This is a genomic window from Acidovorax soli, assembly GCF_900107605.1.
GTDB lineage: Bacteria > Pseudomonadota > Gammaproteobacteria > Burkholderiales > Burkholderiaceae_C > Acidovorax > Acidovorax soli.
This window is the reverse complement of the sequence record NZ_FNQJ01000008.1, coordinates 97,972-110,807: the sequence shown is the minus strand read 5'-3', so window position 1 is coordinate 110,807 and position 12,836 is coordinate 97,972. Positions and strand designations below refer to the sequence as shown.

Annotated in this window: 7 protein-coding genes; 4 read left to right on the top strand and 3 right to left on the bottom strand. The window is 67.1% G+C overall.

The features are described from left to right. Positions 1 to 18 precede the first annotated feature (18 nt). The 3 genes from BLW02_RS08230 to glnE all read right to left on the bottom strand — a co-directional run bounded on the left by BLW02_RS08230 (position 19) and on the right by glnE (position 5,127). Positions 19 to 549, bottom strand: a complete 531-nt coding sequence (locus tag BLW02_RS08230; RefSeq protein ID WP_139285340.1) for a glutathione peroxidase — start codon at positions 547 to 549, stop codon at positions 19 to 21. Between the two features lie 392 nt (positions 550 to 941). Further along, positions 942 to 2,144 (bottom strand): HD-GYP domain-containing protein, encoded by a 1,203-nt coding sequence (locus BLW02_RS08225; RefSeq protein ID WP_092697862.1) that lies wholly within the window; start codon positions 2,142 to 2,144, stop codon positions 942 to 944. A gap of 211 nt (positions 2,145 to 2,355) precedes the next feature. Continuing rightward, positions 2,356 to 5,127 carry a bifunctional [glutamate--ammonia ligase]-adenylyl-L-tyrosine phosphorylase/[glutamate--ammonia-ligase] adenylyltransferase gene (gene glnE, locus BLW02_RS08220; RefSeq protein ID WP_092697861.1) on the bottom strand — a complete coding sequence of 924 codons (2,772 nt, stop codon included), beginning with the start codon at positions 5,125 to 5,127 and terminating at the stop codon, positions 2,356 to 2,358. Between the two features lie 115 nt (positions 5,128 to 5,242). On the opposite strand from glnE, the gene BLW02_RS08215 reads away from it, so the two are divergent. The 4 genes from BLW02_RS08215 to BLW02_RS08200 are packed head-to-tail and all read left to right on the top strand — an operon-like array spanning position 5,243 to position 12,835. Continuing rightward, positions 5,243 to 9,373, top strand: a complete 4,131-nt coding sequence (locus BLW02_RS08215; RefSeq protein WP_092697860.1) for a YhdP family protein — start codon at positions 5,243 to 5,245, stop codon at positions 9,371 to 9,373. Beyond that, positions 9,370 to 10,185 (top strand): carbon-nitrogen hydrolase family protein, encoded by an 816-nt coding sequence (locus BLW02_RS08210; RefSeq protein ID WP_092697859.1) that lies wholly within the window; start codon positions 9,370 to 9,372, stop codon positions 10,183 to 10,185. Before BLW02_RS08215 ends, BLW02_RS08210 begins: the two co-directional genes overlap by 4 nt. Continuing rightward, positions 10,182 to 12,206, top strand: coding sequence for a two-component system sensor histidine kinase NtrB (locus BLW02_RS08205; RefSeq protein ID WP_092697858.1), 2,025 nt, complete (start codon positions 10,182 to 10,184; stop codon positions 12,204 to 12,206). The genes BLW02_RS08210 and BLW02_RS08205 overlap by 4 nt, the downstream gene beginning before the upstream one ends. After that, positions 12,206 to 12,835, top strand: a complete 630-nt coding sequence (locus BLW02_RS08200) for a response regulator transcription factor (RefSeq protein WP_026435543.1) — start codon at positions 12,206 to 12,208, stop codon at positions 12,833 to 12,835. The genes BLW02_RS08205 and BLW02_RS08200 overlap by 1 nt, the downstream gene beginning before the upstream one ends. Position 12,836 lies beyond the last annotated feature (1 nt).

The window sequence follows — 12,836 nt, the reverse complement described above, 5'->3', positions numbered from 1 at the left end:
GTAACGAAGTCATGGAAATCACCGGAGTTCGGGCGTGGCCAGTTGCTGTTCGATGGCGCGCACCAGACCCTTGCTGCCGGGTGCCGTCAGGCTGGAGTAGCTGTCCACCAGCTGCCCGTTGCGCCCGAGCAGGTATTTGTGAAAGTTCCAGCGGGGTGCACCGCCCGAGAGCTGCGCCAGCTGGCGAAACAAGGGCGATGCCTCCGGGCCCTTGACGCTGCTCTTGGCGAACATCGGAAACTTCACACCGAAGGTGTTTTCGCAGAATTCGGCAATCTGCTGGTTGCTGCCGCTTTCCTGGGAGAAATCGTTGGACGGGAAACCGAGCACCACCAGCCCCTGGTCCTTGTAGCGGGCATAGAGTTCTTCGAGCCCCTTGTATTGCCCCGTGAACCCGCAATAGCTGGCGGTGTTGACGATCAGCACCACCTTGCCGCTGTACTGGCACAGCGACTGCGGCTTTTCATCCTGCAGCCGGTCAAAGGTGTGCTGCAGGGTTGGCGGGCAGGCCTGCGCCTCGCCAGAGTGCGCCGCCGCGCCCGACAGCATCGCTGCCCCGGCCAGGCCCACTGTGCAAAGGATTCTCGTGCAGCGAGACAAGGGTTTTTCGGTGCATTTCATGGAGACTCTCCTGGAATTTGACCATCTCATCATATTTTACACCACTTGGTATTTATTTATACCAAATAGTATTTTTCACAGATACCACTGCGTGCATTGGCCGACACCACCGGTTCTGGCGCAGGGTATGGGACACCTTTCACCACGGTGAAAGCGCAAGGCCACCCCAAGGGCGGCGCAATGGCCGGAGATCGGCCTTGCAGGCTGAGCGCCGTGGAACGCCGCCGCCGATGGCAGGGACCTTGCGTTCAGGGCAGTTTCAGCGAGGCAAGGGAAAAGAAGCGGCCTTTGGACCCACTGCGCAACCCGCGCGGCTTGCACTACACCAGGGCCAGCAAACGGGCCAGGGGCCATTGCGCCCTGACGTCCCGGCAGGCCACCACGCCGGCAATCTTCCAGGCGGCGTGGGAGGTATCACGCGGAATCATCTCGCCCGCGGGCATGCCTTCGCGGTCCATCACCACGGCCACACGGGGCGTCGTGGCCGTTGCGCCGCGCTGCAGCACCACCGCCACTTCCTGGTTGGCCAGCCGGACAAAAGCCCCGGGCGGGTACACGCCCAGTGTCTTTACCAGCGCCGCGCCGGCCTCGTCCACCTGGTGCGCTTCGTCGTAGTAACTGGCCTGCAGGGCGGCAGTGACCGGCATGGGAGAGCGCGCCACGCGGGGGGCCAGCCGGGCGCCAAAGATGTCGGCGCGCTGCAGCAGGCGCGCCATCTGCCGGGCCTCGGATCTTTTGGCCAGCGGGCCTGGCGTGCGCTGGTGATGGCAGAGCACCGCTTCCAGCCACGCAGGGTCTGCAACACCCAGCCTGCGCAGCAACTGCTCGGAGCGGCTGGAGTGGTCTTGCACCGCCTCGATCTGCTGCGAGGTGAGCGGCTGGGACTGCTGGGCCAGCTGATCCTGCAGCTCAGTCATGGCGATATTCATGGTGAGCGCAGCGCTGCCCAGCTGTCGCACCCGCTCGTCGGGCCAGTGCAGCATTTCGCGCGCCACCACCATGCACACGCAGCACACCAGCATGGCGTGGGTGGCGCTGTACATGCGGGTTTCCTGCGCCGAAAGATAGATCAGCGCCAACAGCGTGGCATCGGGCGTTTGCTCGCAGTGACGGGCCAGTTCACTGTGCAAGGACTGAAAGCGCCCATCGAAATCACCCGCCAGCGGCGCGCGCAGCAGCTGGGTGGCGCGCAACTGCCATTCCGGCCAATCGGGCACATATTTGCCGCCGCGTTCGCCGCCGGACTGCGCACCTGCCTGGATCTTCAGCGCGGCAATCTGCCCCAGGGAGGTTTCGGACAGCCGCATTTTTTGCAGCGGGGCGAGGTACGCACGGTGGCTGTCGTCCGATTCGTCCGTGTCCACGCAGAGCCTCAGGCCGCGCGCCACCAGCGCATCGAGTTCGGCGCGGGTGCGAATGGCATCGCCTTTTTGCGCCAGCAAAGCGCCATCCGCGCCACGCAGCTCAAAAGGCAGGGGCTGACCCAACGGGATGGACTCGATGTTCAGGGCAACAAGGCGCATGGTCCTCGTTACATTATCTAACAATCATCCCGTTGGCAAGGACTATGAACGCGCAACGCCGCACGCCGCTCCAAGGTCCCATCTGCGGGGGAAGCCGGTTTTCTGCCCCACCCCGGACTGGATGCCGTCACCGGCGAGGCGGCTCGTGGACGCTCTGCGCAATGGATGCGCCAGTGCACCGGGGTTTCCCCAACGATGAGGCGCTGGCCTTTCACACGGCCGGAAGAATCGGAGCCTCGCCAAAAACCGCATGCCAGAGCGCCAGCACCGCGCTCTGTTCAGCCTGCAGCGCTGGGGGCGTGACCTCGGTGGGCACCTCGTCCAGCCGCGCGCGGTGCTGGACACGCCGCAGTTCGCGGTAAGCGTCGGCGGCGGCGTGCCCCACCCCGGCGGGCAGCAGCCCCACCTGCTCGGCGCGCTGCAGCAACGCGATGTTGCCCACGTTGCCCACCAGTTCAGGGTGCCTGGCGGAATGTGCCAGCACCAGGTACTGCACCGCAAACTCGGCGTCCACCATGCCGCCCGGGCTGTGCTTCACATCGAACTGCCCGTCGCGCGTGCGATGGGCCGAACGCACACGCTCGCGCATGGTCACGATCTCTGCCTTCAACGCAACCGGGTCACGCGGGGAGGTGACCACGGCTTCGCGCACGGCATCAAACCGGGCCTGCAAGGCCGCACTGCCCAGCACAAAGCGCGCCCGCGTCATGGCCTGGTGTTCCCAGGTCCATGCCGTGTTGCTGCCGCGTTGCTGCTGGTAGGCCGCGTAGGCATTGAAACTGGTGACCAACAGGCCGGAGTTGCCATTGGGGCGCAGTGCCGTGTCGATTTCGTACAGATCGCCCTCGCCGGTCTTCACGGTAAGCCAGTTGATGAGCTTGCGCACAAAGGCCGCATAGATCTCGGGGGCACGTTCGTCGTCGTCATCGAATACGAAAACGATGTCGAGATCGCTCCCGTAGCCCAGCTCCTTGCCCCCGAGCTTGCCGTAGCCAATGATCGCGAATTGCGGGGTTTCGCGGTGCCGGTTCTTGAGGCGGCTCCAGCACCACTGCGCGGAAATGCGCAGCACGCTGTCGGCCAGGGCGCTGAGGTCATCGGCCACCTGCTCGACCGTGATCCGGTGCTCCACATCGCGGGCCAGCGTGCGGAAGGTTTCCGCATGCTGCGCGCGGCGCAGCAGATTCAGCAGGGTTTCGTCGTCGTCCTCACCGGTGGACCGCAGCGATGCCAGCCGCAGGGCAAGCTCGCGCTCAAAATCGGCCACGACAAAACGTTCGGCCAGCAGCGTGTCGCCCACCAGCTCATCGATGACACCGGGGTGCTGCACCAGGTAGCGTGCGGGCCATCGGGCAGCGCCCAGCAGGTGCAGCAACTGCTCATGCACCGAGGGGCGCTCCAGCAGCAGGGCCAGATAGCTTTCGCGGCGCAGCAGGGGCTCCAGCCAGTTAACAAGCCGCACGGCGGCTTCCCCGGTGACGCGCCCTTCACCCAGCCACTGGGCCGTGCGCTGGATCAGCCGGAACAGCCGGGCGCGCGCTTCGTCGCGCAGCGCAGTCACGCGGGGATGGGTGCGCCATTCGGCCACGCGTTCCCGAAAACCGGCGGGCAGCTGCTCAAGCAGCCCTTCCAGTTCGGGTGGTGGTGCAGCAACCGCACGCGGCCCGCCGCATCCGCCGCCATTGCACTCCCTCTTGCCATTGCCGCCGAGCAGGGTGTCGAACTCCTGTGCCACCAGTTCACGGTGGGCGTCGAGTTCATGCAGAAAGCCGCAGCAATCGCCGTGGCCCATGGTGCGGGCAATCCAGGCCAGGTCGTCGTCGCGCGTGGGCAGGACATGGGTCTGCTGGTCATCCAGGTACTGGATGCGGTGCTCCACGCGGCGCAGGAACACATAGGCCCGCGCCAGCGCATCGGCCGTTCCCTGGGGCATGAGCCCGGCCTGGGCGAGGCGTTGCAGCGCATCCAGCGTGGGCCGACGGCGCAATTCGGGAAACTGCCCGCCGCGCACCACCTGCAGCAGCTGCACGGTGAATTCGATTTCGCGGATGCCGCCGCGGGACAGTTTCACATCGTTGGCGCGCTCGGGGTGCCCGGCGCTGCGCCGGGAAGCATGTTCGCGGATCTGCCGGTGCAAGGTGCGCAGCGCGTCAAACACGCTGTAGTCCAGGTAACGGCGGAACACGAACGGCAGCACCACGCTGCGCAGCGCCAGCACTTCGGCACTGCCGATGCAGCTGTATGGCGCCACCACCCGGCTCTTGAGCCAGGCAAAACGCTCCCACTCGCGTCCCTGCACCTGCAGGTAGTCCTCCAGTGCCGCCAGCGACACGGCGGCGGGGCCGGAGTTGCCATGGGGACGCAGGGCAAGGTCCACCCGGAAGACGAAACCGTGCTCGGTGGTATCGCCCACCAGGCTGTAGATGATCTTCACCGCATGGGCGAAATATTCATGGTTGGAGATGCGGCCACGCCCCTCGGCGTTGCCGGCCGTTTCGCCGTCCTGCGCGTACACATAGATCAGGTCGATGTCGCTGGATACATTGAGCTCCCGCGCGCCGAGCTTGCCCATGCCGATCACCCACAGGGGCACGGGCTGGCCGTCGGGCCCCTGTGGTGCACCATGGCGGTTGTCGAGTTCGCGGCGGGCCTGGAGGCAGGACTGATCCAGCGCGAATTCGGCCAGCTCGGTGACGGCGCGGGTGATGTCTGCCAGCGGCGCCTGGGCGTCGCAATCGAGCCGGATCAACCGCTCCATGACCAGTTGGCGCAGCACACGCAGGGCGGTGGCGGTGTCGCACCCCCTGGCCTGCAGTGCAGCAAAGGCCTGCGCCATGGTGCCTTTGTGCGGTGCTCCTGCCGGTAGCAAGGCCAGGTCTTGTGCATAGCGCCGGTGCAGGCGCTGGAAGAAGCGGGAGTATTCGGCCAGGTCGGCAGGGGCAGCCGTGCTGCCGTCAGAAAACTCAGAGGAAGAAGTTGACATGGTGGGTCACGCGGGGGGCCGCTGCATACATAAGAACCTGTTCAAAGGACACCGGTTTTCACTGAACCCACCCTGCGGTCGCGGGTCATAATTCCTGCCACATTCAACCCCACCAATGATCGATCCATCCAATCGCCCCACACGCCTGCTGCGATTCGTCGCCGGGTTCGCGCGATGGTCGCTGGGCTGCCTGCTGACCTTGTGGCTGCTGCTGGCCGTGGCGTGGGGTGCACTGCATGGCTGGATTGTGCCGCGTATTGGTGAGTTTCGCCCGCAACTTGAGGCGCAGGCCGCGCGGGCGCTAGGGGTACCGGTGCGCATCGGGTCGATCGCGGCGCGCTCGGAAGGTTGGCTCCCTTCGATAGAGCTGCTGGATGTGGCGCTGCTGGATGCCCAGGGGCGGGCCGCGCTGCAACTGCCGCGCGTGGTGGTGGCCCTGTCTCCGCGCTCGCTGCTGAACCGGGGTTTCGAGCAGCTCTACATTGAGCAGCCCGATCTCGACATCCGCAGGCAGCCAGACGGCCGCATTGTGGTGGCGGGCCTGCGCTTCTCCGAGACCCCGGGCGAGAGCAGCGAGGCGGCAGACTGGCTGTTTTCCCAGGGGGAAGTCATCATCCGGGGTGGCACCCTGCGCTGGACCGATGAGCAGCGCGGCGCGCCCGAGCTGGCGCTGGAAAATGTCGATGTGCTGCTGCGCAACAGCAACTGGCAGCACCACATGCGCATTGCCGCCACGCCGCCGGCCGCCTGGGGCGACCGGTTCACGCTGACCGGGCGGTTTCGCGCGCCGCTGCTGCGCGTACGCGACGGCAACTGGCAGCACTGGAGCGGCCAGCTCTTTGCCGATTTTTCGCGCGTGGATGTGTCCCGCCTGCGCCACCACGCCGACCTGGGCGTCGAGGTGGCACAAGGCCGGGGCGCCGTTCGCGCATGGGCCGACGTACAGCGCGGCCAGATCGTGGGTGGCACGGCCGACCTGGCGCTGACCGACGTCCATGCCACGCTGGGGCCGCAGCTCAAGGCGCTGGCGCTGCCATCCATCGCAGGCCGACTGGGAGCCCGACGGCTGGAAGGGGGTTTGGAGCTCCATACGCAGGGGTTGCAGTTCGAGACCGATGATGGCCTGGTGTGGCCCGGCGGAAACCTGCACCTGCAATACACAGAGGCCGCAGGCAAGGCGCCCGCCCAGGGCGAGCTGCGTGCAGACCGCCTGGACCTTGCCGCCCTGGCCCAGATTGGCAGCCGGCTGCCCATCGGTGCCACCGCCCACACTGCGCTGCAAACCTACGCTCCCCGGGGACTGGTCGACGAAGTGCAAGCCACCTGGCGCGGTCCGTTGGAGGCCTTGCAGCAATACCAGGTGCGCGGCAAGGTCACCGGACTGGCCCTGGCGGCTGGCGAGCGCGAGGCGGGCAACACCATTCCCGGCCTGCGCGGCGCCAGCATGGACATCGACATGAACCACACGGGCGGCAAGGCCAGCCTGACCATCGCGTCGGGCGCCCTGGTCCTGCCCGGGGCGTTTGAAGAACCGGTCCTGCCGCTGGACCAGTTGAGCGCAGAGCTGCGCTGGCAGGTGGAGGGGCAGCGCCTGGCGGTGCAGGCGAGCAATGTACGGTTTGCCAACGCGGACGCGCAGGGTGAGTTGCGCGCCAGCTGGCATACCAGCGATGCCAGCCAGGGCCCCCACTTTTCGCGCTTTCCCGGCGTGATGGACCTTACGGGAACGCTGGTGCGCGCCGACGGCACCCGCGTGCACCGCTATCTGCCCCTGTCCATCCCGGCCGAATCACGCCACTATGTGCGCGATGCCATCCAGGCCGGCAGTGCCAGCAACGTGCAGTTCCGCATCAAGGGCGACCTGAACCATCTTCCCTTCAACGATCCCCGCCAGGGAGATTTCCGCATTGCAGCCCGCGTCAAGGATGTGACCTATGCCTATGTTCCACCCCGGCTGCAACCCCGCGATGCACTGCCCTGGCCAGCACTGACGCAACTGTCGGGCGAACTGGTTTTCGAGCGTTCGTCCATGCAGGTGCGGGGCGCCACCGGGGGTTTTGCCGGCACACCGGGCGTGCGGCTGGCCAAGGTGGAAGCGCAGATTCCCGATCTGTCCCACACCGTGGTCGCCGTCAACGCCGATGCCCGCGGGCCGCTGGCCGAACTGCTGACCATCCTGCGCACCTCTCCGCTGGCGCGCATGACGGGCCACGCCCTCGACCAGGCCAGCGGCACGGGTCAGGCCGATTTGCAGCTGCGGTTGAGCCTGCCGATCTCCGACATCGACCAATCGAAGGTGCAAGGCAGCGTGGTGCTCGCGGGCAATGACGTGCATATCACCCCCGAAACACCGCCGCTGTCGCGCGCACGCGGCACCGTGCAATTTACCGATACCGGCTTTTCCGTGAACGGAGTACAAGCGCACGCACTGGGCGGCGACCTGCGCCTGGAAGGCGGCATGCGTGCGCTGCCTGCCAGTGCCGCCCCGACGGAGTCCGCCATACAGCTGCGGGCGCAAGGCACCGCCACCGCCGAGGGGCTGCAGCAGGCACGGCAGCTGGGCATGCTTTCGCAACTGGCCCGCAGCGCCACCGGCAGCACGCCCTACACGCTGGCGCTGGCATTTCGCAGGGGCATCCCCGAGATTCTGGTCACCACCAGCTTGCAGGGACTGGGGCTGGCGCTGCCCGCGCCGCTGGCCAAGACCGCCGATGCCACGCTGCCGGTGCGCTTTGAGACCCAGGTCGCCCGGGAATCCCTGGGCGCGGTTCCCACAGGCACGGCCATGCCGCCAGTGCGTGACCAGCTCACATTGGACCTCGGCCCGCTGGGATCGGCCAGCTACCTGCGCGAGCACCAGGGCAACCAGACGCGCGTGGTGCGTGGCGCCATCGGCATCGGTCTGGCGGCGGGCGAAACCGCGCCCATGCCGGCGGACGGTGTGGCGGCCAACATCCATTCAGCACTGTTGGATGTGGACGCCTGGGACAAAGTGCTGACCCAGGCGACCACCACCGACGCCGCCACCCCGGCAGCCGGCAGCGCCGGCAGCGCGGCACCGGACTATCTGCCCACCACCTTCGCCGTGCGTGCGCAGACGCTCACCGCGCAAGGGCGCACGCTGCACAACCTGGTGGTGGGCGGCTCGCGGGAGAACTCCACCTGGCGTGCCAACCTCGACGCCGATGAGCTCAATGGCTATGTCGAATACCGGCCTGCGGGCGCCCGGGACAACCCGGCGGGCCGCATCTTTGCCCGCCTGGCGCGCATGAAGCTGCCGCAGAGCGCCGCCACGCAGTTCGAGGCGCTGCTGGATGAGCAACCCGGCACGATACCCGCGCTGGATATCGTGGTGGACGATTTTGATCTGCGGGGCCGCAAACTCGGCCGCGTGGAGATCGAAGCGCAGAACCGGGGGGAAGCGGCCCAGCGCGAGTGGCGGCTGAACAAGTTCAACATCTCGACGCCCGAAGCCAGCTTCACCGGCAGCGGCAACTGGGCGGTGCAGGCCGGTGGCGAGCGCGCGCTGCGCCGCCGCACAGTGATGGATTTCCAGCTCGACATCCGCGACTCCGGCGATCTGCTCGCCCGTTTCGGCATGGAAAACGTGGTGCGCCACGGCAAGGGCCGCATGCAGGGGCAGGTGGCCTGGATCGGTGCACCCATGAGCCCGGACTACCGCTCCATGACCGGGCAGATCAACCTGAACGTGGAGTCTGGCCAGTTTCTCAAGGCAGATCCGGGGCTGGCCAAGCTGCTCGGTGTGCTGAGCCTGCAGGCCCTGCCGCGCCGCCTGACGCTGGATTTTCGCGACGTGTTCAGCGAGGGTTTCGCGTTCGATTTCGTGCGGGGCGACGTACGCATCGAGCAAGGCGTCGCCATCACCAACAACCTGCAGATGAAGGGCGTCAACGCGGCGGTACTCATGGAGGGCAAAGCCGACATCGGCCACGAAACGCAGGACCTGCATGTGGTGGTGGTGCCTGAAATCAATGCCATGACCGCCTCGCTGGTCGCCACGGCCATCAACCCGGTCATTGGACTGGGCAGTTTTCTCGCCCAGGTGTTTCTGCGCGGCCCCCTGATCGAGGCGGCCACCCAGGAATTCCGGATCGATGGCACCTGGACCGACCCGAACATCGTGCGCATTGCCCGGCGTGGCCGGGAGTCTGGCAGCGCCGCCGTGCCTCCGGGTACCGCACAAGGACCCAAGGCGCCTGCCGCGCCTGCAGGAGAGCCCTCATGAAAGTCGCAGCACTGCAGATGGTCTCCGGCACGCAGCGCAGCGACAACCTGGCCATGGCCCGCCGCCTGCTGGAGCACGCCGCAGCCGCAGGGGCCGAACTGGCCGTGCTGCCCGAGTATTTTTGTGCCATGGGGTTGCGCGACATCGACAAGCTGGCGTTGCGCGAAACCCCGGGCGAAGGGGTGGTGCAGGCGTTTCTTGCCCGCGCTGCACAGGAGTTGCAGATGTGGGTGGTGGGCGGCACCCTGCCCATGCAGACCGGTGATCCGGCGCGCGTGCGCAACACCACGCTGGCGTATGCCCCGTCGGGCCAATGCGCTGCGCGCTACGACAAGATCCACCTTTTTCGGTTTGACAACGGGCGTGAGCATTTTGACGAGAGCCGGGTGATCGAGGCGGGGGCTGCACCGGTGCACTTTGACCTGACAGCACGCACGGGCCACACCTGGCGCGTTGGCCTGAGCGTTTGCTACGACCTGCGCTTTCCCGAGCTGTACCGCCTATACGCCCATGCCGGGGCCGACCTGCTGCTGGTACCCAGCGCCTTCACCCACACCACGGGACAGGCCCACTGGGAACTGCTGCTGCGGGCGCGGGCGGTGGAAAACCTGGCCTACGTGCTGGCCCCCGCGCAGGGCGGAGTGCACGAAAACGGCCGCCAGACCTGGGGGCACAGCATGCTGGTGGACCCCTGGGGCCAGATCGTCAACACACTGGCGCAAGGCCCGGGCGTGGTGCTGGGCGACCTGGATGCCGGGCGCGTGCGCCAGGTGCGCACGCAGTTGCCAGCGCTGGAGCACCGCGCCCTGTGACGCTGCCGCCACGCACCCGTACACCCTGGCAGCGCTGGCGCAGCGCCTGGCGCCGGTGGTCGCTCTGGACCCTGCTGGTGGTCCTGGTGGCGTCCATGCTGATCACGCTGGTGTGGCTGGCCGGGCGTTACGAGGCCAGCCAGGTGCAGTCCCGGCTGGAGCGGGATGCAGCAGACGCGGGTTCCGACATCCGCACGGCGCTTTCACGCAACGTGCAGAGCCTGCAGGCGCTCCAGGCGGGCGACCCCGGCCTGCTGGCCTGGGAGGTCAATGCGACCGAACTGCTGCGCCTGCGCCGCGAACTGGTGCGCATCGAGTGGCGGGACAACAACCTGCGCCTGCGCGCGCATGCCCAGACGCCCTACCGCCCCTTGTCGTGGGATGCCGCGAGCCGCGAGGACGCGCATACCGATGCGGCACTTGCCTGCACCAATGCCCGCCGGTTGGGCGCGCCGGCGTATTCGGGCAGCTATTTCCAGCCCCATGGCGATGGCATGGGGTCGGAGATGATGGAGCTGTGCCTGCCACTCAACAGCGCCGGGCGTCCGTCCGGCTTCCTGGTGGCCACCTATTCACTGCAAGAAATGCTGGTGGACCTGGTGGGGCACAACCTGACCCGCAGCCAGGAGGCCTCGTTCACCGAGGCCGATGGCACCCGGCTGGCCGTACTGGGCGCGGCCAGACGCGGCACGCGCATGTTCACGGCCCAGCAGCTGCTCGATCTGCCGGGGACCACGCTGGTGCTGCGCATGGACCGCTGGCACGGTGCACCCAATCTCTTTCCCAACGTGCTGACCGCGCTGGTCACCGCCATGTCGATTGCGCTGGTGACCGTGATGGTGGTGCTGGTGCGGGACAACCGGCGCAGGCTGCGTGCAGAGCGGGACCTGGCGGATGCGCTCGCCTTTCGCAAGGCCATGGAAGACTCCCTGGTGACGGGCCTGCGCGCGCGTGACCTGCAGGGGCACATCACGTACGTCAACCCCGCGTTCTGCGCCATGGTGGGGTTCAGCCCGCAGGAGCTGCTCGGGCAAAGCACGTCCGCCCCTTACTGGCCGCCCGAATATGCCGATGAATACCGGCAGCGCCAGGCCACGCGCTTTGCCGGTGGCATGCCGCCGCGCGAGGGCTTCGAATCGGTCTTCATGCGCAAGGATGGCACGCGTTTTCCGGTGCTCATCATCGAGGCCCCGCTGATCAATGCCCAGGGGCTGCACACGGGCTGGATGAGCGCATTTCTGGACATCAGCGAACAGCGCCGCATCGAAGAACTCTCCCGCGCCTCGCAGGAACGCCTGCAGGCCACGGCGCGGCTGGCCACCGTGGGCGAGATGGCGTCGCTGCTGAGCCACGAACTCAACCAGCCCCTGGCGGCCATTTCCAGCTATGCCACCGGGTCGCTGAACCTGCTCGATTCCAGCGCCCCCGGCAACCTGGAGGATGTGCGCATGGCGATGCAGCACATTGCCCGCCAGGCCGAGCGTGCCGGACGCGTGATCAAGAGCGTGCACGATTTCGTCCGCCGCCGCGACCAGACCCGCGAGGCCGTTCCGCCCCAGGAGCTGCTCGATGCCATCCTGCCCCTCATCAGCCTGCAGGCCCGCAAGCTGGGCGTGCGCGTGCACACCACGGTGGAACCCCATCTGCCACGCACGCTGTGCGACCGCACCATGGTCGAGCAGGTGTTGCTGAACCTGGCGCGCAATGCCATGCAGGCCATGGACGACCCGGCCATCCACCCGCGCATTCTGGACATCCGGGTGCGGCGGGGGGCCTCCAATGCCTACAGCGGGTGGCTGGAGTTCTCGGTCACCGACGGTGGTGTCGGCATCGCACCCGAGGTGGCGCAGCAGCTGTTCACGCCATTTTTCACCACGCGCACCGAAGGCATGGGCCTGGGCCTGAGCCTGTGCCGCACCGTGGTCGAGCAACATGGCGGCTTCCTCGCGTACGAGCCCCATGCGCCGCGTGGTACGGTATTCACCTTCACCCTGCCCGTCTGCCAACCGACCCCGACCTGATGGAACCTGTATCCGACGCTATTGTGTACATCGTGGACGACGATGCGGGCGTGCGCGAAGCGCTGGCCTGGCTGCTGCGCTCTCGCCGCCTGCTCAGCGAATCGTTCGACAGCGCAGAGGCTTTTGATGCGATGCGGCTGGCACATCCCGCGCTGCGCCAGCCCTGCTGCCTGCTGCTGGATGTGCGCATGCCGGGCATGAGCGGCCTGGCCCTGTTCGATGTGCTGCTGGCGCGGGGCGAGCTGCCCGCCATGCCGGTCATCTTCCTGACCGGCCATGCCGACGTTCCCACGGCGGTTGATGCCGTCAAGCGCGGCGCCTTCGATTTCTATGAAAAGCCTTTTTCCGACAACGCACTGGTGGATCGCATCGAGCAGGCGCTGGCGCAGTCGGCAGCCCAGCTGGAACAGGTGCGCCAGCGCAGCAGCCTGCAGGCACGACTGCACGATCTGACCGAGCGCGAGCGCGATGTGATGGACCTCGTGGTCGCCGGCCTGCCCAACAAGCTGATCGCCGACCAGCTGGAGATCAGCGTGCGCACGGTCGAGGTGCACCGTGCGCGGGTATTCGACAAGATGCAGGTGAAGTCGGCGGTGGAGCTGGCCAACCTGCTGCGCACCGGGCCCTGAC

Bases quoted from the DNA above. Each gene is read 5' to 3' on its own strand.
- BLW02_RS08230 (WP_139285340.1), bottom strand. From the start codon at position 549: ATGCTGTCGGGCGCGGCGGCGCACTCTGGCGAGGCGCAGGCCTGCCCG.
- BLW02_RS08225 (WP_092697862.1), bottom strand. From the start codon at position 2,144: ATGCGCCTTGTTGCCCTGAACATCGAGTCCATCCCGTTGGGTCAGCCC.
- glnE (WP_092697861.1), bottom strand. From the start codon at position 5,127: ATGTCAACTTCTTCCTCTGAGTTTTCTGACGGCAGCACGGCTGCCCCT.
- BLW02_RS08215 (WP_092697860.1), top strand. From the start codon at position 5,243: ATGATCGATCCATCCAATCGCCCCACACGCCTGCTGCGATTCGTCGCC.
- BLW02_RS08210 (WP_092697859.1), top strand. From the start codon at position 9,370: ATGAAAGTCGCAGCACTGCAGATGGTCTCCGGCACGCAGCGCAGCGAC.
- BLW02_RS08200 (WP_026435543.1), top strand. From the start codon at position 12,206: ATGGAACCTGTATCCGACGCTATTGTGTACATCGTGGACGACGATGCG.